Annotated in this window: 15 protein-coding genes; 10 read left to right on the top strand and 5 right to left on the bottom strand. The window is 74.7% G+C overall.

The annotated features are described in order from the left end of the window. The first annotated feature begins 47 nt into the window (after positions 1-47). The 5 genes from RND61_RS15885 (at position 48) to RND61_RS15865 (ending at position 8105) form a co-directional block, all read left to right on the top strand. On the top strand, positions 48-2261 hold the full coding sequence (locus RND61_RS15885) for a 1,4-beta-glucanase (protein ID WP_315878602.1): 2214 nt from the start codon (positions 48-50) through the stop codon (positions 2259-2261). Then, positions 2261-4237 (top strand): beta-galactosidase, encoded by a 1977-nt coding sequence (locus RND61_RS15880; RefSeq protein WP_315878601.1) that lies wholly within the window; start codon positions 2261-2263, stop codon positions 4235-4237. The genes RND61_RS15885 and RND61_RS15880 overlap by 1 nt, the downstream gene beginning before the upstream one ends. Then, the gene (locus RND61_RS15875) at positions 4234-6471 is read left to right on the top strand and encodes a glycosyl hydrolase family 95 catalytic domain-containing protein (protein ID WP_315878600.1); all 2238 of its coding nucleotides are present in this window, start codon (positions 4234-4236) and stop codon (positions 6469-6471) included. The genes RND61_RS15880 and RND61_RS15875 overlap by 4 nt, the downstream gene beginning before the upstream one ends. Before the next feature lie 33 nt (positions 6472-6504). Next, positions 6505-7233 (top strand): glycoside hydrolase family 12 protein, encoded by a 729-nt coding sequence (locus tag RND61_RS15870; RefSeq protein WP_315878599.1) that lies wholly within the window; start codon positions 6505-6507, stop codon positions 7231-7233. A 119-nt stretch (positions 7234-7352) separates the two neighbouring features. Continuing rightward, a complete protein-coding gene (locus RND61_RS15865) occupies positions 7353-8105 on the top strand; it encodes a tyrosine-protein phosphatase (RefSeq protein ID WP_315878598.1) in 753 nt (250 codons plus the stop codon). On the opposite strand, the gene RND61_RS15860 is transcribed toward RND61_RS15865, so the two are convergent. Next, on the bottom strand, positions 8092-9117 hold the full coding sequence (locus tag RND61_RS15860; protein WP_315878597.1) for a LacI family DNA-binding transcriptional regulator: 1026 nt from the start codon (positions 9115-9117) through the stop codon (positions 8092-8094). The genes RND61_RS15865 and RND61_RS15860 overlap by 14 nt on opposite strands. A gap of 226 nt (positions 9118-9343) precedes the next feature. Beyond that, positions 9344-11890, bottom strand: coding sequence for an alpha-L-arabinofuranosidase C-terminal domain-containing protein (locus RND61_RS15855; protein WP_315878596.1), 2547 nt, complete (start codon positions 11888-11890; stop codon positions 9344-9346). Between the two features lie 355 nt (positions 11891-12245). Here RND61_RS15855 and RND61_RS15850 point away from each other — a divergent pair, with 355 nt between their 5' ends. After that, positions 12246-14318: a SpoIIE family protein phosphatase gene (locus RND61_RS15850; protein ID WP_315878595.1), complete on the top strand. Its 2073-nt coding sequence runs from the start codon at positions 12246-12248 to the stop codon at positions 14316-14318. Between the two features lie 321 nt (positions 14319-14639). On the opposite strand, the gene RND61_RS15845 is transcribed toward RND61_RS15850, so the two are convergent. After that, the gene (locus tag RND61_RS15845) at positions 14640-15665 is read right to left on the bottom strand and encodes a TrmB family transcriptional regulator sugar-binding domain-containing protein (protein ID WP_315878594.1); all 1026 of its coding nucleotides are present in this window, start codon (positions 15663-15665) and stop codon (positions 14640-14642) included. 190 nt (positions 15666-15855) lie between these two features. Here RND61_RS15845 and RND61_RS15840 point away from each other — a divergent pair, with 190 nt between their 5' ends. Both RND61_RS15840 and RND61_RS15835 read left to right on the top strand, forming a co-directional pair. Beyond that, positions 15856-16677 (top strand): MmyB family transcriptional regulator, encoded by an 822-nt coding sequence (locus RND61_RS15840; RefSeq protein WP_315878593.1) that lies wholly within the window; start codon positions 15856-15858, stop codon positions 16675-16677. A 116-nt stretch (positions 16678-16793) separates the two neighbouring features. Then, positions 16794-17777 (top strand): glutathione S-transferase family protein, encoded by a 984-nt coding sequence (locus RND61_RS15835; protein ID WP_315878592.1) that lies wholly within the window; start codon positions 16794-16796, stop codon positions 17775-17777. Positions 17778-17839: 62 nt separating this feature from the next. Here RND61_RS15835 and RND61_RS15830 read toward each other — a convergent pair whose 3' ends face one another. Then, entirely contained in the window at positions 17840-19231 is a 1392-nt protein-coding gene (locus RND61_RS15830) for an NADP-dependent succinic semialdehyde dehydrogenase (protein WP_315878591.1), read from the bottom strand. Between the two features lie 83 nt (positions 19232-19314). Between RND61_RS15830 and RND61_RS15825 the strand changes: the two genes are divergently transcribed. Further along, complete coding sequence (locus tag RND61_RS15825) at positions 19315-20301, top strand: YihY/virulence factor BrkB family protein (protein ID WP_315878590.1); 987 nt, start codon at positions 19315-19317, stop codon at positions 20299-20301. A gap of 60 nt (positions 20302-20361) precedes the next feature. Here RND61_RS15825 and RND61_RS15820 read toward each other — a convergent pair whose 3' ends face one another. After that, positions 20362-21249: an SDR family oxidoreductase gene (locus RND61_RS15820; protein ID WP_315878589.1), complete on the bottom strand. Its 888-nt coding sequence runs from the start codon at positions 21247-21249 to the stop codon at positions 20362-20364. 106 nt (positions 21250-21355) lie between these two features. On the opposite strand from RND61_RS15820, the gene RND61_RS15815 reads away from it, so the two are divergent. Beyond that, positions 21356-23758: an FHA domain-containing protein gene (locus tag RND61_RS15815; RefSeq protein ID WP_315878588.1), complete on the top strand. Its 2403-nt coding sequence runs from the start codon at positions 21356-21358 to the stop codon at positions 23756-23758. The last annotated feature ends 1 nt before the right edge of the window (position 23759 follow it).

Raw genomic sequence — 23759 nt, 5'->3', positions numbered from 1 at the left:
CCGGCCCCGCCCCTTCCCACCCCCCCCCCCAGAGAACGAGGCATGTCATGCGTCCCTCTCCGCTGAGCCGACGGTCCGTCCTCGCCGGTGGCGCCGCCACCGCGGCGCTCGCCACCGTCTCCGTCGCCCACGCCGCCCACGCCGCGCCCGCCCCGGGCGCCGCCCGCGCGGCGGGAGCGGCGGCCGAAGGAGCGCCCTACCGCTGGCGGACCGCCGTGATCGGCGGCACCGGCTTCATCACCGGCGTGCTGTTCCACCCGGGGGTGCGGGGCCTCGCCTACGCCCGTACGGACATCGGCGGCGCCTACCGGTGGGACGACCGCGCGGCCCGCTGGACGCCGCTCACCGACCACCTGGGCTGGGACGACTGGAACCTGCTGGGCGTCGAGGCGATGGCCGTCGACCCCGCCCACCCGGACCGGCTGTACCTGGCGCTCGGCACGTACAGCCAGCCGTGGTCCGGCAACGGCGCGGTGCTGCGCTCCGACGACCGGGGCGCCACCTGGGCCCGCACCGACCTGGAGGTGAAGCTGGGCGCCAACGAGGACGGCCGGGGCACCGGCGAGCGGCTGCTGGTCGACCCGCGCGACTCCGCCACCCTGTGGCTGGGCACCCGCCACGACGGCCTGCTGGTCTCCCGCGACCGGGGCGCCACCTGGAGCGCGGCGCCCTTCCCCGCCACGCCGTCCGCTACGGGCCAGGGCGTCACGCTGCTGGTCGCCGCGGGGCGGACCGTGTACGCGGGCTGGGGCGACGGCGACGGCGCCCTGTACCGGACGACGGCCGGCGGCGGCTGGGAGGCCGTGCCGGGCCGGCCGGGCGGCGCGTCCGCGAGGGTGCCGATCCGCGCGGCGTACGACGCCGGGGCCCGCGCCCTGTACGTGACGTACGCGGACGCCCCGGGCCCCAACGGCCAGTCGGACGGCTCCGTGCACCGGCTGGACACGGTGACCGGCACGTGGAGCGACGTGACCCCGGTCCGGCCGGGCCCCGGGGACACGTTCGGGTACGGCGGTGTGGCGACCGACCCGCGCCGCCCCGGCGCGGTCGTCGTGTCCACCAACAACCGGTGGGGGCAGGTCGACACGCTGTTCCGGTCGACGGACGGCGGCGCCACCTGGACCTCCCTGAAGGACACGGCCGTCCTGGACGTGTCCGAGACGCCGTACCTGAAGTGGGGCGGGGACGAGCCCAAGTTCGGCTGGTGGATCCAGGCGCTGGCGCTCGACCCGTTCGACTCGCGGCACATCGTGTTCGGCACGGGCGCGACGCTGTACGGCACGCGGGACCTGCGCCGGTGGGCGCCGGAGATCCGCGGGCTGGAGGAGAGCTCCGTCCGCCAGCTCGTGTCGCCCCCCACCGGGCGGGCGCACCTGCTGAGCGGGCTCGGCGACATCGGGGTGATGTACCACGAGCGGCTGACGTCCTCCCCCTCGCGGGGCATGGCCGCGAACCCGGTGTTCGGCACGGCGACCGGGCTGTCCCTGGCCCCCCTCAAGCCGCGGTACGTGGTGCGGACCGGCTGGGGCGACCAGGGCAACGGCGCGTACTCGACGGACGGCGGCCGGACGTGGGCGCCGTTCGCCACCCAGCCCGCCCTCGCCAAGGACGCCCCCGGCCCCATCGCCACCAGCGCCGACGGCCGTGTGCTGCTGTGGTCGTTCGTGCACTGGGACGGCACCCGCCACGCCACCCACCGCTCCACCGACAACGGCGCCCGCTGGACCGAGGTCGCCACCTTCCCCAAGGGTGCCGCCCCGGTCGCCGACCCGGTCGACCCGAAGCGCTTCTACGCGTACGACACGGCCGAGGGCACGGTGTACACCAGCACCGACGGCGGCGCCACCTTCACCGCCGGCGCGACCGGGCTGCCCTCCGGCGACGTGCAGTTCCGGATCGCGGCGGCGCCCGGCCGCAGCGGCGACCTGTGGCTCTCCGCCAAGTGGAACGGCCTGTTCAGGTCCACGGACGGAGGCCGCACCTTCACCAAGGTGACCAGTTGCTGGGCGTCCTACGCCCTCGGCTTCGGCAAGGCGGCGCCCGGCGGGAGCGGCTACCCGGCGGTCTTCCAGACCGGGGCCGTGGAGGACTTCACCGGCGTGTACCGGTCGGACGACGCCGGACGCACCTGGGTGCGGATCAACGACGACGCCCACCAGTGGGGCTGGACGGGCGAGGTGATCACCGGTGACCCGCGGATCCACGGCCGGGTCTACCTCGGCACCAACGGCCGCGGCATCCAGTACGGGGACCCGGTCTGATGCCGGCGCTCGGCGACGCCGCCCGGGGCCGGATCCTCTTCGGCGGCGACTACAACCCGGAGCAGTGGCCCGAGGAGACCTGGGCCGAGGACGTGCGGCTGATGAAGGACGCCGGCGTCAACTCGGTCACGGTCGGGGTGTTCTCCTGGGCGCGGATCGAACCGCGCCCCGGCGCCCGCGACTTCGGCTGGCTGGACCGGGTGATGGACCTGGCGCACGCGCACGGCATCGGCGTGGTGCTGGCCACGCCGACCTCCTCGCCGCCGCCGTGGATGGGCGCCCGGCACCCCGAGACGCTGCCGCGCGACGAGAACGGGCGGACCGTCTGGTGGGGCTCCCGCCAGCACTTCTGCGCCAGCTCGCCCACGTACCGGTCGTACGCGGCGGCGATCACGGAGGACCTCGCCGCCCGCTACGCCGGGCACCCGGCGCTGACGATGTGGCACGTCAACAACGAGTACTGCACGTCCTGCTGGTGCGACGAGACGGCCCGGCACTTCCGCCGCTGGCTGGCCGCCCGGTACGGCACCGTCGAGGCGCTCAACGAGGCGTGGGGCACGGCGTTCTGGTCGCAGCGGTACGACGCGTGGGACGAGGTCCTCCCGCCGCGCCGCGCCCAGTACATCCGCAATCCGGCGCACCTGCTGGACTTCCGGCGGTTCACCTCGGACGCGCTGCTGGAGTGCTACGCGGCGGAGCGGGACATCGTCGCCCGGCACACCCCGCACGTCCCCGTCACGACGAACTTCATGCCGTTCTGGTCGGGGCAGGACGCCTGGGCGTGGGCCGCGCAGGAGGACGTCGTCTCCGTCGACGTCTACCCGGACCCCAGGGACCCGCTGGGCGGCCAGTACAACGCGCTGATCGGGGACATGACCCGGTCGCAGGCGGGCGGCGGCCCGTGGATGCTGATGGAGCAGGCCGCCGGCTCGGTGAACTGGCGGAGCGTCAACCACCCCAAGCCGAAGGGGCTCAACCGGCTGCTGTCCCTGCAGTCCGTGGCGCACGGCGCGGACGCCGTCTGCTACTTCCAGTGGCGGCAGTCCCGGCAGGGCGCGGAGAAGTTCCACTCCGGGATGGTGTCGCACGCCGGCGAGCACGGCCGCACCTTCCAGGAGGTCAAGCGGATCGGCGCCGAACTCGCCGTGCTCGGGCCCGAGGTGGCGGGCACGCGGGTGGCGGCGGACGTGGCGGTGCTGCACGACTGGCACGCCTGGTGGGCCGCGCAGCAGGAGGGGCGGCTCTCGCAGGAGGTCGAGTACCCGGAGCTGGTCAGGGCGTGGCACCGGGCGCTGTGGGAGGGCGGCCTCACCACGGCGTTCGCCCACCCGGAGCACGACCTGGGCGGCTACCGGATGGTGGTGGTGCCGCAGTTGTACCTGCTGTCGGACGCGGCGGTGGACAACCTCGTGGCGTACGTGGCGGGCGGCGGCACCCTGGTGTCCGGGTTCCTGACCGGCGTCGCCGACGAGGACGACCGGATCCGGCCGGGCGGCATGGACGGGCGGCTGCGCGCCCTGTTCGGGATCGACGTCCTCCACGAGTGGTGGCCGCTGGACCGGGGCGAGACGGTCGCGTGCGACGGCTTCGCCGGCACGCTGTGGTCGGAGGAGCTCCAGGCGTCGGACGCCGAGGTCGTGGCCGCGTACCGGGACGGGGAGCTGGCGGGCATGCCGGCGGTGCTGCGCCGGGGCCGCGCCTGGTACCTGTCGACCCTCCCGGAGCCGGCCGGGCTGCGGGAGTTGCTGGGACGGGCCGCCGCCGCCGCGGGCGCGCGGCCGGTGCTGGAGGGGCTGCCGGCGGACGTGGAGGCGGTGCGCCGCGGTGAGCTGCTGTTCGTGCTGAACCACGGGCGGGCGCCGGCCGAGGTGGCGGTGCCCGGGACGTACCGGGACGTGCTGACGGGCGCGGCGGTGGCCGGGTCGCTGGCGCTGGAGCGGTACGGGGTGGCGGTGCTGCGGGAGGCGGCGCCGTGACGCCGGCCCGTTCGTCGGCCGGTCCGGTGCACGGGACGTGGGAGGCGGAACCGGCGGCGCGGTGGGAGGACGCGTTCCTGAGCGGCAACGGCCGCCACGGCGCCCTCGTGTTCGGCGACCCGGACGACGACCGGGTGATCGTCACCCATCACACGCTGGTCCGCCCCGTACCGGCCGCGGACACGCTGCCGCCCCGGCTGGCGGAGGGGCTGACCGGGCTCCAGGACCGGCTGCTGGCCGGGGACACCGCGGCGGCGGAGGGGTTCACCGACGGGCGCGCGCTGCGCTGGGTGGGCGCGTTCCACCCGGCGTTCGCGGTGCGCCTGCGCCGGGACGGCGCGTCCGGGCCCGGCGGGGCCGCGCCGGGGTACCGGCGGGAGGTGGACTTCGCGACCGGGGTGGTGCGGGCCGTGTGCACGGGCCACGAGAGCCGGGTGTTCGTCTCGCGCGCCGACGACGTGGTCGTCCAGTACGTCACGGGCGGCCCGGTCGACGCGGGGATCGCGTTGGACCCGCGGCTGCCCGGTGCGCCGGCCGGGCTGGCCGTGGGCCGGGGCACCGCCCTGACCCCCGAGGGCGCGCTGCTCACGCTGCGGGCCCGCTACCCGGGCGGCGACACGGCCTTCACCGGGGTGACGCTCGTCGTCGCGGCGGGCGGCACGGCCGCGGTGGCGGGCGACGGGGTGCGGCTGGCGGGCGCCCGCGAGGTGCTGCTGCTGACACGGGTGCGCCGGCACACCGGCGAACTGGACGTCCGGGCGGAGGCGGCCGGGTTGCGCGCCCTGCTCGACGGGCAGGGCACGCCCTCGCGGGGGTACGCGCGGCTCCTCGCCCGGCACGAGGCCCCGCACCGGACCGCGTACGAGCGGGTGGCCCTGGACCTCGGCGGGGACCCGGCCGAGCGGGCGCTGCCGGGGAGCGCGTTGCTGGCCCGGCCGGGCGGCGCGGCGCTGCTGGAGCGGCTGTTCGCGGCCGGCCGGTACCACCTGCTGTCGGCGAGCGGGATGCTGCCGCCGCGGCTGGTGGGGTTGTGGACCGGGGACTGGGACACGGCCTGGTCCGGGGCGTTCACCACCAACGCCAACCTGAACCTGCAGACCGCCTCGGCCGCGGCCGGCGCGCTGCCGGAGGTCACGGAGGCCCACGCGGCGCTCGTGTACGGGCAGTTGCCGGACTGGCGGGACAACGCGCGGGCCGTATTCGGCGCGCGCGGCGTGGTCGCGCCGTCCCACACGGACGGCGTGTCGGGGCACACGTACCACTTCCAGCGCGCCTACCCGCTGCACCTGTGGACGGCGGGCGCGGACTGGCTGCTGCTGCCGCTGGTGGAGCACGCCGAGACGAGCGGCGAGACCGATCCGCGGCTCGTGTCGGCGCTCGCCGAGGTCGCCCGGTTCTACGAGGACTTCCTGACCCGGACGGGACCCGACGGGCGGATCGTGATCGTCCCGTCGTACTCGCCGGAGAACCGGCCCGCCAACGCGAGTTGGGGCACCCTCAACGCGACGATGGACATCGCGGCCGCCCGCCACGCGCTGACCACGGCGGCGGCGCACCTGCCCGGGGACGCGGAGCGGCTGCTGGCGCTGGCCGCCCGGCTGCCCGACTACCGGGTCAACGACGACGGGGCGCTGGCCGAGTGGGCGTGGCCGGGCCTGGCCGACACGTACGACCACCGCCACCTGAGCCACCTGTACCCGGTGTGGCCGCTGGGCGAGATCAACCCGTACGACACCCCGGAGCTGGCGCGTGCGGCGCACCGCGCGCTGGAGCTGCGGGGCACGGAGAACGACTCGGCCCACGGCCACCTGCACCACGCGCTGGTCGCGGCGCGGCTGCGGGACGGGGAGCGGGCGGCGGGCGCGCTGCGGCGGGTGCTGGACGGGGACTTCTTCCACGCGTCGCTGATGAGCGCCCACTACCCGGGGCGCGACGTGTACAACGCGGACGCCGCGCACACCCTGCCGGCGCTGCTGATCGAACTGCTGGTGCAGTCGGCGCCGGACCGCCTCGTGCTGCTGCCGGCGCTCCCGGCGGCGTGGACGCGCGGCGCGCTGCGCGGCGTGCGGACCCGGTTCGGGGCGTGCGTCGACCTGGAGTGGCGCGACGGGAGCTGCACCGCCACGGTCCGGCCGTCGAGGACGGCGCGGATCGACCTCAGGACCCCCGCCGGCGGCGGGCCGCTGGAACTGACCGCCGGCGAGGACCTGGTGCTCACGCTGGGCACCGGGTAACCCCCCATCCCCCCCACCCATGGAAGGGACACCATGGCACGACGTACCCTCGGCCGGCTCCGCACGGCCTTCCTCGCCCCCGTGCTGGCGTTCGGCGCGACCCTGGGGCTGGCCGCCGCCCCCGCGCAGGCCGCCGTCTGGAACACCTGCGAGCAGTGGGGCAACACCACGCTGAACGGCTACACCCTCTACAACAACATCTGGGGCCAGGGCGCGGGCGCCCAGTGCACCTGGGCCAACTCCGGGACGAACTGGGGCGTGTGGGCCGACCACCCCAACACGGGCGGCATCAAGTCGTACCCGAACGCGAAGAAGGTGGTCAACAAGACGATCACCGGGATGTCCTCGCTGACCAGCAGCTACCGGGTGAAGGTCCCGACCTCCGGCGCGTACAACACGGCGTACGACATCTGGGACACGGACTACGACTACGAGGTCATGCTCTGGATGAACTACAACGGCCCCGTCGGCCCGCTGGGCACCGCGCAGGGCAGCGTCACCCTCGGCGGCCACAGCTGGAACGTGTACAAGGGCCGGGTCACCAACGCGGACGGGTCGTACCACGAGGTGTTCTCGTTCCTGCGCACCTCGGACTCGACGTCCGGCACGGTGAACATCCTGCCGATCCTCAAGTGGATCAAGGACACCAAGGGCTGGTGGGGCAACGAGACCATCGGTGACGTGCAGTTCGGCTTCGAGATCACCTCGTCGGCGGGCGGCCTGGACTTCACCACGGAGAACCTGACGGTCTCGGCGGGCTAGCCGCACGACCCCGCCGCCGCGCGTCCAAGAGGGGGGCGCGCGGCGGCGGCTCCTCCGCGCCCGCGTCCGGCGGGCCGGGCCGTCCGGCGGCCCGGCCCGTCGGATGCCATGATCGGCGCATGGAGAGACACGTGGCGTTCCAACGGCTGCACAACTTCCGCGACTTGGGCGGGTACGCGGCCGAAGACGGGTCAACGGTGCGGTGGGGGCGGCTGTACCGTTCCGACTCGCTGGGCAAGCTGGGCGGGGACGACTGGGAGCGGTTCCTCGCCCTGGGCGTGCGGACGGTCGTCGACCTGCGCCACCCGTGGGAGGTCGAGTGGCGGGGCCGCGTACCGGAGCACCCGTCGTTCGCGTACCACAACCTGAGCATCGAGCACCGGCCGTACGACCAGGCGGCCCTCGCCCCCGACGTCGAGGCCGGACCGTACCTGGCCGAGCGGTACCTGGAGGTCGCGGAGGACGGCGTCGAGGAGCTGCGCCGGGCGCTGGAGCTGATCGCCGCCGACGGCAGCGGCCCGCTGGTCTTCCACTGCGCGTCCGGGAAGGACCGCACGGGGCTGCTGGCCGCGCTGGTGCTGGGGCTGATCGGGGTGGACGACGACACCGTCGTGGCGGACTTCGCCCTGACGGAGCTGGCCACGGAGCGGCTGGTGGCCGACTGGCTGGCGAGCGACCCGGGCCGCGAGCTGACCTGGCCCCACTTCGGACGGGCGCCCGGCGAGGTGATGCGCCTCTTCCTGGACGGGCTCGCGGACCGGTACGGGTCGACGGCCGGCTACGCGGCCGAGCGGCTCGGCGTGGACGGCGCCCTGGTGGGCGCCCTGCGGCGAAGCCTCCTGGAACCCGCCGCGGCCGTCAGCGGGGGCTGACGGGGAGCACCGGGCGCGGGCCGGTGCTCTCGCGGACGGTGAGCTCCGGCGCCAGCAGGACCACGCCGTCCGTGGCGCGCCCCTCCAGTTTCGCGACGACCTGCTCGACGGCGTGGCGGCCCATGTCCTGCGCGGGCACCCTGACGGAGGTGAGGGGTACGGAGGCGTGCGCGGCGAGCTGGTCGGGGCAGATGGCCATCACCGACACGTCCTCCGGCACGGCGCGGCCCTGCTGGCGCAGCAGGGCGAGCAGCGGGTCGGTGGCGGCCTCGTTCTGGACGACGAACGCGGTGGTCCCGGGCCGCTCGTCGTAGACCCGGGCGAGGGTGGCGGCGACCCCGGCGTAGCTGCCCTCGCAGGGCCGGTGCAGGAGGCGGACGCCGAGTTCGCCGCTGCGCTCCCGCAGGCCGTTCAGGGTGCGCTCGGCGAAGCCGGTGTGGCGTTCGTAGACGGCGGCGGCCTCGCCGATGACGGCGATCTCGCGGTGGCCGAGCCCGGCGAGGTGCTCGGCGCAGAGCGCGCCGGCGGCCTCGAAGTCGAGGTCGACGCAGCTGAGGCCGGACGGGTCGGCGGGCAGGCCGATGAGGACGCCGGGGCGGGTCGCCTCGCGCAGCAGCGGCAGCCGGTCGTCCTCCAGCTCGACGTCCATGAGGATCATGGCGTCGGCGAGGGCGCTGCCCTCGATGCGGCGGACGGCCGCCGGGCCCTCCTCCCCGGTGAGGAGGAGGACGTCGTAGCCGTGGCCGCGGGCGGTGGTGGCGACCGCGATGGCGATCTCCATCATCACCGGGACGTACATGTCGGTCCGCAGGGGGATCATCAGTGCGATGATGTTCGACCGGCTGCTGGCCAGGGCGCGGGCGCCCGCGTTGGGGTGGTAGCCGAGCTGGGCGATGCTCCGCTCGACACGGGCACGGGTGGAGGCGGAGATGGACCGCTTGCCGCTCAGGACATAGCTCACCGTGCTGGCGGAGACTCCGGCATGCTGAGCGACATCGGCAAGGGTGACCATCGGCTCTCCCGGACGGTAGGACAGGTGAAGTGAAGCGCTTCGATTGGTATCGCTCCGAACATTAGAGGGACCTCTGAGACCTGTCCAGAGAAAGCGTCGAAGCGCTTCGACAAATTCCGGAACGGCGGGGCGATCCACACCGGAAGGGCCGGGGAGCGCGCGTCGCGCCCTCCCCGGCCCAGCGTAGTGAAGGTCCCGGCCCCGTGCGGGGTCCGTGCGCGGGCCCCTACCCGGTCGCGACGCGCAGGAACGTCACGGAGTGCGGCGGGAAGGTGTGGGTGAAGGTCCGCGCCACCCCGGTCAGGGTGGACTCGACGGGCCTGACCGGCTGGTCCTCCGCCGTGTTCACGGCGTCCGGGGCGCCCTGGAGCGTGGTCACGCGGGCGGTCGACGAGGCCGGTGCGGCGCCGAGGTCGATCCGGGTGCGGGCCGGTGCCGCCTGGGCGTTGACGACCTTGACGATCAGCTCGCCGGTGGCGGCGTCGCGGGTGACGACCTGGCGGAACGGCTCGGCGCGGCTGTCGTCGGTGAAGCCGCCCCACTTCACCCCGTCGAGGTAGAGGGTGACCTGGCGACCGCGGACCTGGACGTGGAGGTCGTAGGTGCGGCCGGTCTCGACGGTCGTGGCGTTCTCCACCAGCGTCTGCTTGGCGCCGCCGACGGACTTCTCCACGGCGGAGCGGGTGTTGTTCCAGCCTCCGAGGTTCCACCAGTAGTGGTTGCCGGTGTCGCGGACGCCGAAGGCGACGAGGAAGCCCTCGCTGCCCGCCTTCTTGGTGGCCTTGACCCTCAGGTCGTAGTTGCGCCAGGCCGGGTCGCCGGCGGTGACGAGGGTGTCCTGGGCGGCCTGGTCGGACTGGACGAACGCCCCGTCCTGGACGGCCCACGTGCCGCGTCCCGCGGCGCGGGTCCACCGCCCGTCGCCGGCCGAGAAGTCGTCGTCGAGCAGGACGGTGCCGTCCTCGGCGGTGACCCGCACGTCGTCGTAGGCGGCGGAGGTCGCCCAGGTGGACAGGCCGACCGCGCCGGTGATCGGGGCGGAGAGCTGCGGGGTGCCGGACGCCTCGCTGGGCACGACCCGGTCGCCGGTGTTGTTCATGAACAGCTTCTGGACCTCGTAGCTGGTCGACCCCCAGGAGCGGGTGGAGTCGAACCAGATCATGTCGGGCCGCCACTGGTTCTCGCGCACGTCCGCGAGGAGCGGGGCGTACGAGGCGAGCTTGACCACGTCGGCGTTGCGCTCCAGGCCGGTCATGAAGGCGGCCTCGGACAGGGCGTTGGCGAAGCGGTTGTCGAGGGAGGCGTACTCGCCGAGGAAGACCTTCGGGCCCCGGCGGTCGTAGGAGTCGTAGCGCTCGTTGTTCTCCAGGAACCACTGCGGGCTGTTGTAGTAGTGCTCGTCGACCATGGCGACTCCGGCCCGGCGGTTGAGCTCCCAGAGCCGGTCGAAGGTGGCGCCGGTGTCGTCGGGGCCGGAGTTGCCGACGACCGTGATGCCGGGGTACTCGGCCGCGATGGCGGCGCGGAACTGCTGGAAGCGCTCGAAGAACGCGTCCGGGAGGTTCTCCTCGTTGCCGACGGCGAGGTGGGTGAGCCCGAACGGCTTCGGGTGGCCCATCTCGGCGCGCTTGCGGCCCCAGGTCGAGGTCACGGGTCCGTTGGCGAACTCGATCAGGTCGAGGGTGTCCTGGATGTGGCGGCGCAGCAGGGCCGGGTCGTCGGTGGCCCGGTTCTGGCCGCAGCCGGTGACGAGGGCGGGCACGACGGGCAGCGGCATGGCGCCGATGTCCTCGGCGAACTGGAAGTACTCGTAGTAGCCGAGCCCGTAGCTCTGGTGGTAGCCCCAGAAGTTGGCGTTGACGGCGCGCTGCTCGACCGGGCCGATCGTGTCCTTCCACTGGTAGGAGCGCTCGCGCTCCCAGTTCGGGGCCTCGTACGCCTGGTGGGAGCCGGTGTTGACGAGGCAGCCGCCGGGGAAGCGGAGGAAGCCGGGCTTGAGCGCGGCGATCTTCTCGGCGAGGTCCTTGCGCAGGCCGTTCTTCCGGCCCTTGTACGTGTCGCGGGGGAAGAGGGAGACCATGTCGAGGCGGAGGACTCCGCCGCCCTCGGCGGTGACGGCGAGGCGCGCGCCGGAGGTGGTCGCGGTGGCGGTGAGCGTGCCGCTGTACTTGGTCCAGCGGTCGCCGCGGACGGTGGCGGTGAGCGGGGCGGACAGGGCGGCGCCGTCCGCGTCCCGCAGGCGGGCGGTGAGCCGGGTGCCGCGGCGCTGGTCGGTGCGGGCCCAGACGGAGAAGTCGTAGCGGGCGCCGGCGCGCACGGCGACGCCGGAGCCGTGGCCGGAGTTGACGACGCCGTAGCCGGAGCCGGGGGCTCCGTGGCCGGAGAGGTCGACGCGCAGGTAGGTGCGGTTGCGCTCGTTGAGGCGGTCGGCGTCGTCGACGGCGCGGACGGTGCCGGTGGCGCCGCCGTGCGCGGTCGTCTGCCAACCGGTGAGCGGGGTGTAGGCGGCGTTGTCGACGGGCGAGAACTCGAAGGACCGGTTGCGCACCAGCTCGGCGTAGAGGCCGCCGTCGGCGGCGTTGTTGATGTCCTCGAAGAAGACGCCGTACATGGTGGGGTCGATCGCGGGGCCCTCGCGGTCCGGGTGGACGGCGAGGGTGTAGTCGGCGGGCTCGGCCGCGGGGGTGTCGTCGGCCCGGGTGGGGGCGGCGAGCACCGTCCCCACGAGCGCGGCCGCCAGCGCGAGGACGAGCCTCGGCCGTATGGATGCCATGTGGGTGCTCCTGGAACTCTATTGTTCGGTATATCGGACATTGACCAGGACTTCGAACAGGAAGATAGGCAGGGCGGATTGGCGCGTCAACGGTTGCGACAGGGTCATCGGGGACGGTCGCGGCCGGAGGGGACGCCTGCGACGGTGCGCCGGCGGTCGCGGCGGGGCCGGCGCACCGCCGGCCGGGTGCCGCCGTGGCCCCCGCCGGGAGGCCCCGGCGGCTCCTCCCGGCGCGCCGGGGCCTCCCGTCCCACCGCGCGCCGGTCCCCCGTGCCGGACCGGACGGGCGGCCTTCGCCGGGCGGCCCGCCCCGACGCCTTGGCGTTCCCCGCCGGCGGGCTCGACAATGAGGGGGATGACGGAGAACCGGGCGCTCGGCACGGAGCGGGAGCACGGCGGCGAGATCGGGCCGGCCGAGCGGCTCGCCATGAACCGCACCGGCAGCTTCGACTGGGACCTCGCCTCCGGCACGATCGACGTCGACGTGGCCGGGCTGCTGGTGTTCGGACAGGACCCCGCCGCCTTCGACGCGCGGCCCGCGACGCTGGTGGGGCGGCTCGACCGGGCGGAGCGGGAGCGGCTGGAGGGCGTGGTCCGGGACGCGCTGGCCGGCGGCCGGTCCTCGTACGCGGCGCACTTCCGGCTGGAGCGGGACGACGGCTCCGAGCAGTGGACGCACGTGCAGGCGCGCGTCCTGCGGGACCGCGACGGCCGGGCGCACCGGATCGTCGGGATCGTCCGCGACGCGACCTCCGAGGTGACGCACTCCGAGTTCGTCATGGAGCTGGAGCGGCGCCGGCGGCGCCAGACCGACATGGTGGAGCGGTCGACGCGGGCCATGGCGCGGGCGGTGACCGTGGACGACGTGACGGAGGCGCTGACCGGCCCCGGCGGTCTCGCCCGGCTCGGCGCCGACGGGCTGGCGCTGGGCCTGGTGGAGAACGGTTCGCTGAACATCATCGCGTTGAGCGGCGAGTCCCTGGAGGTACTGGACGACCTGCGGGTGCGGCGGCTGGAGAGCGGGTTGCCGCTGCACGGGACGGTGCTGAGCGGGCAACCGCTGTTCGCCGAGTCGTTCCAGGATCTGGCCGGGAACCACCCGCTGCTCGCCCCGCTCGCGGGCCGGCTGCCGTTCCGGTCGGCGGCGTACCTGCCGCTGGTCGCGCAGGCGCGGACGCTGGGCGGCATGGCGCTGTTCTACCGGCGCCGCACGGCGTTCAGCGCGGACGAGCGGAACCTGGCGCTGGGCCTCGCGGCGATCGTCGCGCAGTCCCTCCAGCGGGCGATCCTCTTCGACGAGGAGCGGGAGTTGGCCACGGACCTCCAGGCGACCATGCTGCCGCGCCGCATCCCGAGGATCGACGGCGGCGAGGTCGCCGTGCGCTACCACGCGGCGTGGAGCGGCCGGCAGGTCGGCGGCGACTGGTACGACGTGATCCCGCTGCCGCGGGGCCGCGTCGGGGTCGTCGTCGGCGACGTGGAGGGGCACGACACGCACGCCGCCGCGGTCATGGGGCAGCTCCGCATCGCCCTGCGCGCGTACGCGGGCGAGGGCCACGCCCCGTCGACGGTGCTGGCCCGGGCGTCGCGGTTCCTGGCCGAGCTGGACACGGAGCGGTTCGCGACCTGCACGTACGCCCAGGTCGACCTGGGTACGGGCACGGCGCGGGCGGTGCGGGCGGGGCACCTGGGGCCGCTGATCCGGCACACGGACGGGCGGGTGGGGGCGCCGAAGCTGCCGGGCGGGCTGCCGCTGGGCCTCGCGTCGGTGTTCGGGGACGAGGAGTACCCGGAGACGCGGCTGGACCTGGTGCCCGGCGAGACGCTGGTGATGTGCACGGACGGCCTCGTCGAGGAGCCGGGCGCGGACATCGGGCGGGGTGTGGGGGCGCTGGCCGAGGCGATCGCCGCGGGCCCGCCGGGCGCGGAGGCGCTCGCCGACCACCTGTCGCAGCGGTTCTGGGAGCGGTGGGGCGCCGGTGACGACGTGGCACTGCTGGTGCTGCGGCGCAGCCCGGACCCGGGCACGACGCGGGCGCCGCGCATCCACCAGTACGTCCACCAGGCGGACCCGGAGGGGCTGTCGGAGGCGCGGGCGGTGGTGCGGCGGGCGCTGCGCGACTGGGGGATGCGGGAGAGCGCGGACGACGCCGAGCTGCTCACCGGGGAGCTGCTGGGCAACGTGCTGCTGCACACGGAGGGCGGGGCGGTGCTGACGCTGGAGGTGCTGCCGGAGCCGGTGCGGCGGGTGCGGCTCACGGTGCAGGACCGGTCGAGCGCGTGGCCCCGGCGCCGTACCCCGGGCGAGGCGGCGACCTCGGGGCGGGGGCTGCTGCTCCTGGACGCGCTGGCGGCGCGCTGGGGGGTCGAGCCGCGCGGCGAGGGGAAGGCCGTGTGGTGCGAGATCGGCCCGGCGGCGCGGGCGTGACGGCCCGGGCGGGCCGTCGGGCGGGGACGGGGAACGGGAGGAGCCGTATCACGGGGGACGTACCGAGGATTCGGTTTTGCGTCCGGAAGGCCCTGGCAGTGACCTTGCGGTATCCGCGCGATGCCCGGCAAGACACGCTGCCCGTGCCCTGCGCTGCCCGGTTCTGGCATGAGGCGCGGATAACGGCCCCCGTAATAGCGGCTTCGCGGAGTATCGGCGCTCCTCGAAGGGCCGGTTGACCTCCCGACCTCCTTCAGCATGCAACAGTCCCGGAGCGTTTTTCCTCTGATGCTTTTTCAGTGGAAAAACGGAGCGCGCACCTCAGGCCGGGGTTTCCCCGCCCGTACGGCCGGTGGTCCGCTGCCGTTCCGGCGAGAGGGCCCACTGGTAGGCGAGGGCGGCGAGGGTGGACACGCCCCAGCGGGCGCGGAGCTGGGCGAGCTCCTTGGTGAGGGTGCGCAGCCCGATGTTGAGGCGGCGGGCGGTGATGCGCTGGTCGACGCCGGCGGCCGTGTCGATGAGGATCTCGCGCTGGCGGTCGGTCAGCCTGCCGGCCTCGTCGTCGGGCACGGCGCGGCGCGGGTCGCCGTACCAGACGTCGGCGCGGCGCCAGGCGTCCTCGAACCCCTCGGCGACGAAGGCGACGAAGGCCCGGTCCATGACGTGCCACGCGGTCCGGTCGGGGTCGCCGCCGACGACGTGGTCGGAGATGAACGCCTGGCGGCGGTCGACGACGACGCACCGCTGGAACGGGGCGAGGAGCGTACGGAACCGGGTGCCCCGGGCGGACATGACCGTCACCCACTCGCGGGCCGCCGCGTCGTCGCGGACGCCGTCCCCGAAGAGGGTGCGCAGCCGCACGCCGCGGGCGAGGGCCCGGGAGTCCCGGTCGGTGGTCTCGCCGAGGAGCTCCTCGCAGGCGGGGCCGGCGGGCAGGGCGGTGAGGACCTCGGTCTCGGCGCGGTCGACGGCCTCCCCGATGCGGGCGGTGACCTGCTCGCGGCCGGCGAGGAACTCGCTGCCGGAGCCGGAGCGCCACTTGGCGCGCTCGAAGTGGAGCCCGAGCTCGTCCCCGAGGTCGGGGATGGCTGCGATCCGGGCGGCGCGGGCGGCCATATCGCGCAGTTCGTCGGCGAGCCGGCGGCGCCCCGCCTCCTGCGGGTCGAGGGCGATCGGCACGGCGGGCCGGTCGGGGTCGACGGTGACGAGGCGCCAGTCGACGAGTTCACCGAGCGCGCCGGTGTCGTCGGGCCCGACGGGCTCGCCCCGGGTGATCCGGGCGTACAGCGCCCTGGCCGCCCCCGACAGCGGGGCCGCCGAGCGCGCCGAGCCGTCCCTTTCGGTCATCTCCGCCCCTGTTCGCGACTGCGTGTGTGCGCCGTGCGCAGGTACGCACCGCTCGGGTACTTGATCGCCGGCGCACGCTGGGACAGCGTACCGGTGCGGCTGCTCTCGGCCCGCGCCACCGTTTCACCGCGACGGCCGCCGGCGGACCGACCACCCTCGACGGCCGTTCCTCTGGGGGAGGGACACCCACATGGACAAGGTCGCCCTGCGCTACCTCCTGAGGGAGCGCCGTGCCCTGATCGCGCCGGAGAGCCACGGGCTGTCGCGCCCGACCCGGCAGGGCAGGCGGGCGCCGGGGCTCTCACAGGCGCAGATCGACCAGTTGCTGCACCGGGCGCCCGACACGTACGGCCGGCTGGAGTCGGGCCGCTACCCGAACCCGCCGGTCGACCTGCTGGAGGACGTGGCGCGGCTGCTGGGCATGAACGAGCAGGAGTGGGTGGCGCTGTGGCGGTACGCACTGGGCCAGGACCCGCCGCACCCGCTGAACGCGCGGGCCGGGGAGGCGGTTCCGGGGACGTGGCAGCTGGCGCTGGACGGGATCTCCCACATGGCGTACATCAGCGACCGCTCGTGGAACCTGCTGGCGCACAACGAGCCGTTCGCCGCGCTCTTCCCGGACCGCCGGGTGCCGCCGAACACGATGCGGTGGATGACGGTGGAGCCGGAGGCCCGGGCGGTGCTGCGGCAGTGGGAGACGGCGTGGGCGCCCCTGGTCCTGCCGCAGCTGCGGGCGGCCCTCGCGGCGGACCCGGAGGACCCGACGCTGTGCGGCATCGAGAAGGAGGTGCTGGACGACCCGCTGGCGGCCCGCGTCTACGAGTCGGCGAGCGCGTACGTCCACCCCGACGGGGGCGACCGGCCGGTGCACCACGCGGAGCACGGGCCGGGCTGGATCACCGTGTGCGCGGCGCAGCCGATGGCCGCGCCCCGGGCCCGGCTGCTGATCCTGCCGTTCCACCCGGGCGAGCGGCGCCCGGCGCGGCCTCGGCCGCTGCGGGCCCACGGGTAGGCGGGACGGCACCGGGCGGACGGCATCGGGCGGCCGTACCGGCCGGGCGGCATCGGGCGGGCGGGTGACGCCGGGCGGGCGGCATCGGGCGGGCGGGGGTGGGTACCCGGGGGCGCATGAGCGACGAGGGACGGTTCCAGCGGGCGTCCGGCCGGTTCACCGACCGGATCACCGAGGACGGCCGGGACGGCTGGCCGGTGGAGGCCGGACGGTACCGGCTGGTGGTGAGCAGGGCCTGCCCGTGGGCGAGCCGCTCCCTGGTGGTGCGGCGGCTGCTGGGGCTGGAGGGGGCCCTGTCGCTGGCCGTGGCCGACCCCGTGCAGGACGAGCGGAGCTGGCGGTTCACGCTCGACCCGGACGGCCGCGACCCGGTGCTGGGCATCCGGTTCCTGTCCGAGGCGTACGAGGCGCGCGAGCCGGGGCAGCCGGGCGGGGTGAGCGTACCGGCGGTCGTCGACGTGCCGAGCGGCCGGCTGGTCACCAACGACTACCAGCGGATCACCCTCGACCTGGAGACCGAGTGGACGCGGCTGCACCGGCCCGGCGCCCCCGACCTGTACCCCGAGCACCTGCGCGACGAGATCGACGAGCGGATGGACGGCATCTTCCGGGACGTCAACAACGGCGTCTACGAGGCCGGCTTCGCCACCTCGCAGGGAGCGTACGACGAGGCGTACGGGCGGCTGTTCGCCCGGCTCGACCAGGTGTCGGAGCACCTGGCGGGGCGGCGCTACCTGGTGGGCGACACGATCACCGAGGCCGACGTGCGGCTGTTCACCACGCTGGTGCGGTTCGACGCCGTGTACCACGGCCACTTCAAGTGCAACCGCAACAAGCTGACCGAGGACCGGGTCCTGTGGGCGTACGCGCGGGACCTGTTCCAGACCCCGGGGTTCGGCGACACGGTGGACTTCGACCACATCAAGCGCCACTACTACCTGGTGCACGGGCACATCAACCCGACGCGGATCGTGCCGCGCGGCCCGGACCTGCGCGGCTGGCGGTCGCCGCACCACCGCGAGGAGCTGGGCGGGCGCCCGTTCGGGGACGGGACGCCGCCCGGACCGCCGCCCGAGGACGAGGTCGTCGTCCCCCTCTGACGGGCCCCGCCGATCAGCCCCTCCGACCGGCCCCTCTCCCCCGGATCCCCCGGGGCCGGCCGTCAGGCGGCCCGCCAGACCGTGGTGGCGTTGCAGAACTCCTTGATGCCGTGGCCCGACAGCTCCCGCCCGTACCCGGACCGCTTGACGCCGCCGAACGGCAGCGCCGGGTGCGAGGCGGTCATCCCGTTGACGTACACGCCGCCCGCCTCCAGGTCCCGTACGCAGCGCTCCACCTCCGCCTCGTCGCGCGTCCAGACGTTGGAGCTCAGGCCGAACGGCGAGTCGTTGGCGATCTCCAGCGCCTCGTCCAGGTCGGCCGCCCGGTAGACGGCGGCGACCGGGCCGAACGCCTCCTCGCGGTGCAGGCGCATGGCGGGCGTCACCCCGGTGAGGACGGTCGGCTCGTAGTACCAGCCCCGGTCGAGGCCCTCGGGCCGGCGGCCCCCGCAGCGGACGTCGGCGCCGCGCTCCACGGCGTCGTCGACGAGCTCCTCCAGGTCGGCGCGGCCCCGTTCGGAGGCGAGCGGCCCCACGTCGGTGGACTCGTCCATCGGGTCGCCCACCCGCAGCGCGGCCATCCCGGCGGTGAACCGTTCCACGAAGTCGTCGTAGACGTCCGCGTGGACGATGAACCGCTTGGCCGCGATGCACGACTGGCCGTTGTTCTGGGTACGGGCGGTCACCGCGGTCGCGGCGGCCCGCTCCAGGTCGGCGGAGGGCAGGACGAGGTACGGGTCGCTGCCGCCCAGTTCGAGGACGGTCTTCTTCACCTCGTCGCCCGCGACCGCGGCGACGGACCGGCCGGCGGCCTCGCTGCCGGTGAGGGTGGCGGCGGCGACGCGCGGGTCGCGCAGGATGCCCTCGACGGCGTCGGAACCGGTCAGGAGGGTCTGGAAGACGCCGTCCGGGTAGCCCGCCCGGCGGAACAGGTCCTCCAGGTAGAGGGCGGTCTGCGGGACGTTCGACGCGTGCTTGAGCAGGCCGGTGTTGCCGGCCATGAGGGCGGGCGCCGCGAACCGCACGACCTGCCACAGCGGGAAGTTCCAGGGCATGACGGCCAGGACGGGGCCGAGCGGCCGGTAGTGGACGCGGGCGGTGGCGGCACCGGAGTCCCGCACGTCGGCGTCGGAGGGCCGTTCGTCGGCGAGCAGCGCCTCGGCGTTCCCGGCGTACCAGCGCATGGCCTTCACGCACTTGGCGGCCTCGGCGCGGGCCGCGGTGAGGGGCTTGCCCATCTCCGTGGTGATGGTCCGGGCGATCTCCGGCAGTTCCTCTTCCAACAGGTCGGCGGCGCGCCGCAGCAGCGCGGCCCGCTCGGGGAAGCCGGTCGTGCGGTAGTGGTGGAACGCCCGGTAGGCGGCTTCCACGCGCTCTTCGACCTCGTCCGGGCCGAACGGCCGGAACGTCTTGAGCGTCTCGCCGGTCGCGGGGTTCACCGTCGCGATGGGCATGGGCTGTCCCTCCTCGGGGTGCGGGCGCGCGGCACCGGCCGCACGCCTGGTTGGGATGCCCGTACCGGGTAACCCGTGGGGGCATGGCGAATCATGACGACGGACCGGCGGACCTGTCCGCCCGGTCCTGGCGAACCGTGGTGCGGCGCACGGCCAGGGAGGCCCTCGACGACGAGCTTCCGGACCGGGCCGCCACGCTCACCTATTACGGGGTCCTGTCCGTGTTCCCGGCCCTCCTGGTCATGGTGGCGCTGCTCGGCGTGGTCGGCGACTCGGCGATCCGCTCCCTGCTGGACAGCCTCGGGCAGCTCGCCCCCGGCCCCGTGCGGGACCTGCTGAGCGACGCGGTGCGCCAGTTGCGGGGGGCCGGCGCGGCGAGCGGGCTGATGGCGGTGGTCGGTCTGGTCGCCGCCGTCTGGTCGGCGTCCGGTTACGTGGCGGCGTTCATCCGGGCGGCGAACGCCGTGTACGACCTGCCGGAGGGCCGCCCGGTGTGGAAGCTGACGCCGCTGCGGATCGGGCTGACGCTGCTGATGATGGTGCTGCTGGCGGTCAGCTCCGTGATCGTGGTGTTCACCGGGCCGCTCGCGCGGCGCGCCGGGGAGGCGGTCGGCGCCGGAGGGGCGGCCGTGACGGCGTGGGGCATCGCCAAGTGGCCGCTGCTGGTGCTCCTCGTGATGTTCATGGTGGCACTGCTGTACTGGCGGGCGCCCAACGTGCGCGGGCCGGGTTTCCGCTGGCTGAGCCCGGGCAGCGTGACGGCGGTGCTGCTGTGGCTGCTGGCGTCGGGCGGGTTCGCGCTGTACGTGGCGAACTTCGGCTCGTACAACAAGACGTACGGGACGCTGGCCGGTGTCGTGGTCTTCCTGATCTGGCTGTGGCTGACCAACCTGGCGGTGCTGCTGGGCCTGGAGCTGAACGCGGAACTGGCCCGCCAGCGGGCGATCCGGGCGGGCCTGCCCCCCACGGAGGAGCCGTACGTGGAGCCGCGGGACACCAGGAAGTGGCCGCCGGTGCTCCGGGGCCGCGTCTCCCGGCGGGCGCACCGGCTCCGCCGCGAGACGCGGTGACGGAGCCGGGCGCGGCCACGTCCCGGCCGGGGACGTGGCCGCGCCCGGCCGGGGACGCCGTCAGGGCAGCGGCGTGCCGCCCGTGGCGTTCATGATCTCGCCGGTGATGTAGCTCGCGGCGGACGAGGCGAGGAAGACGTACGCGGGGGCCATCTCCGCCGGCTGGGCGGGCCGCCCGAGCGGCGACTGCTTGCCGAACTCGGCCGTCTCCGGCATGGTCGCCGGGATCAGCGGCGTCCACACCGGCCCGGGGGCCACGGCGTTGACGCGGATGCCGCGCGGGGCGAGGTCCTGCGCGAGCCCCTGGGTGAAGGTGACGATGGCGCCCTTGGTCATGGCGTAGTCGAGCAGCGGCGGGCTGGGCTTGTACGCCTGCACGGAGGCGCTGTTGACGATGCAGCCGCCCTCCGGGATGTGCGGGAGCGCGGCCTTGGTGATCCAGAACATGCCGTACAGGTTGGTCTTCATCACCCGGTCGAACTGCTCGGTCGTGATGGCCTCGAAGCCGTCGCTCTGGGCCATCTGGAAGGCGGCGTTGTTCACGAGCACGTCGATGCGGCCGAACTCGGCCACGGCCCGCTCGACGAGGGCCCGGCACGTCTCCTCGTCGCGGATGTCGCACGGCACGGCGACGGCCTTGCGACCGGCGTCCTCGACGAGGCGCACGGTCTCGCGGGCGTCGTCGGCCTCCTCGGGGAGGTGGGCGAACAGCACGTCGGCGCCCTCGCGCGCGTAGGCCAGGCAGACCGCGCGGCCGATCCCGGAGTCGCCGCCCGTGACGACGGCGGCACGGTCCCGCAGCAGGCCGCTCCCCCGGTACGACTCCTCGCCGTGGTCGGGGCGGGGGCTCATGTCATCGGTCCGGCCGGGGTGCGACTGTTCCTGCTCGGGGAAGTCCGGCCGCGGGTGGGCGGTCGTGGGGTTCTCGGGTGCGTGGTCAGGCGTCATGGGGACCTCCTGTCGGTCTCTCGGGTCCGTTTCCGCGTTCCCCTCCGTCCGGGGAGCACACTCCACCTATCAGGCACATTTCTACGCAAAAAGATAAAATTCCCTCATGGGAGAGCGGCCCGTCGTGCCTACCGCACCCGAGCTGGTCGTCGATGTCGACGGGCACTCCACGGTGCTGCGTCCGAGCCACGTCTACCGCGTCGGGCGCGACCCGGCGAGCGACATCCCGCTCGCCGACGCCCGGGTCTCGTGGCACCACGCGGTGTTCCGCGAGGAGGACGGCCACTGGACGGTCCGGGACGAGGGCAGCACGAACGGCACGTACGCGGACGGCCTGCGCGTCGCCGCCCGGGACGTGCGCGCCGGTACGGTGCTGCGCTTCGGCCATCCGGAGGACGGCCCGGCCGCGGTCCTGTCGGACGCCACCGCGCCGCCGCCCGGCACGGACCGGCCCGCCACCGGCCTTCCCCCCGGCCCCGGGCCGGCGGACGGGTGGCCGCCCGCGGACGGGTGGCCGCCCGCACCCGGCGCCGCCCCGGACCCCGGGACCGCCCCGGTGCCCGGCGTCGCTCCGGACCCCGGGCCGCGGCCGTCGTCCGTGTCGCTGCCCGACGCGACCGGCGCCTTCCGCCGCCCCACCTCCGTACGCCCCCTGCCGACCCGGACCGTCCGCATCGGCCGCGCCGCGGACAACGACGTGGTCGTCGACGACCTCGTGGTCTCCCGGCGCCACGCCGAGCTGCTGTCCCACCCCGACGGCACGTACCGGATCCACGACCTCGGCAGCCACAACGGCACGTTCCTCAACGGCCACCCGGTCGACGAGGCCCGCGTGGGCCCCGAGGACATCATCGGCATCGGCCACCGCGCGTACCGCGTCGTCGCGGGGCGCCTCGTCGAGTACACCGACACGGGCGAGGTCTCCCTCGACGTGCAGGGGCTCACCGTCACGGTGGACGGCGGCCGCAGGACCCTCCTCGACGGGGTGACGTTCCCCGTGGGCGAGAAGGCGCTCCTCGGCGTCGTCGGCCCCAGCGGCGCCGGCAAGTCGACGCTGCTGAACGCCCTGACGGGGCTGCGGCCCGCCGACCGCGGCACCGTCCTGTACGACGGGCGCGACCTGTACCGGCAGTACGCGGAGCTGCGCTTCCCCGAGGACACCCGGAAGGCGGAACGCCGGGCGCGCGTCGACGAGGTGATGCGGGAGCTGGGCCTGGAGCAGCGCGCCGACCAGCCCGTCCACAGCCTTTCGGGCGGGCAGCGCAAACGCGTCAGCGTCGCCCTGGAGCTGCTGACGAAGCCGTCGCTGCTGTTCCTCGACGAGCCGACGTCCGGCCTGGACCCGGGCATGGACCGGTCGGTGATGCACATGCTGCGCGGGCTCGCGGACGACGGGCGCACCGTCGTCGTCGTCACCCACAGCGTGCTCAGCCTCGACGTGTGCGACCGGCTCCTGGTCCTCGCGCCGGGCGGTCGGATCGCCTACTACGGGCCGCCCGGGGAGGCGCTCGGCTTCTTCGGCTGCGCGCAGTGGCCGGAGGCGTTCGAGGCGTTCGAGAACGACCGGGAGCGGGACTGGGCGGGCCGGTTCCGCGACTCGGAGTACCACGAGCGGTACATCGAGGCGGCGATGCGGCGCCCCGCCGAGCCCGCGGCGGGCACTGCGGCCTCCCCGCCGCCCCCGCCGCCGAAGGCGCAGAGCTGGGGCTCCCAGCTCCGCACCCTCGTACGCCGGTACGCGGCGGCACTGAGCGCCGACCGGACCTTCCTGGCGATCATGGTGGCGCTGCCGTTCGTGATGGGCGCGATGGCGCGGGCCCTGTCGGAGGGGAGGCTGGGTCCGGAGTCGACGCTGAACGTGCTGCTGATCCTCTGCGTGGGCGGGGTCCTGACGGGCGCGGCCAACGCGGTGCGGGAGCTGGTGAAGGAGCGGACCATCTACCGGAGGGAGCGGGCGGTGGGCCTGTCCAGGTCGGCGTACCTGATGTCGAAGGTGGCCGTTCTGGGCGCGGTCACGGTCGTGCAGGCGGTCGTGCTCACGCTGGTCGCGCTGGTCGGGGTGCCGATGGGCGTGCCGGGCGGGCGGGGCGTGCTGCTGCCACCGCTCGCGGAGGTGGCGCTGGCGGTGGCGGCGCTGGCGTTCACGGCGATGGTGCTGGGCCTGTTCGTGTCCGCGCTGGTGCGCAAGGAGGAGGTCACCATGCCGCTGCTGGTGCTCCTCGCGGTCGTGCAGGTGGTGTTCTGCGGGGCGCTGCTGTCCGTGCGGGGGACGCCGGTGCTGGAGCAGCTGGCGTGGCTGGTGCCGTCCCGGTGGGCGTTCGCCGCGATGGCCGCGACCGTGGACCTCGGCACCACGGTGCCGGGCGAGCGGTCCCGGGACCCGCTGTTCGCGCACGACCTGCCGACGTGGCTGCTCGACATGGGCGTGTTGCTGGCGCTCGCCGTCGGCCTCGGTTTCGTGGTGGCGCGACTGCTGCGCCGCCACGAGCCGGTGATCATGCGGAAGTAGG

The organism is Streptomyces tamarix (genome assembly GCF_032423885.1).
Lineage (GTDB): Bacteria > Actinomycetota > Actinomycetes > Streptomycetales > Streptomycetaceae > Streptomyces > Streptomyces tamarix.
Note: the sequence above shows the minus strand (reverse complement) of the source record. Positions and strands in the feature narration are given on the sequence as shown.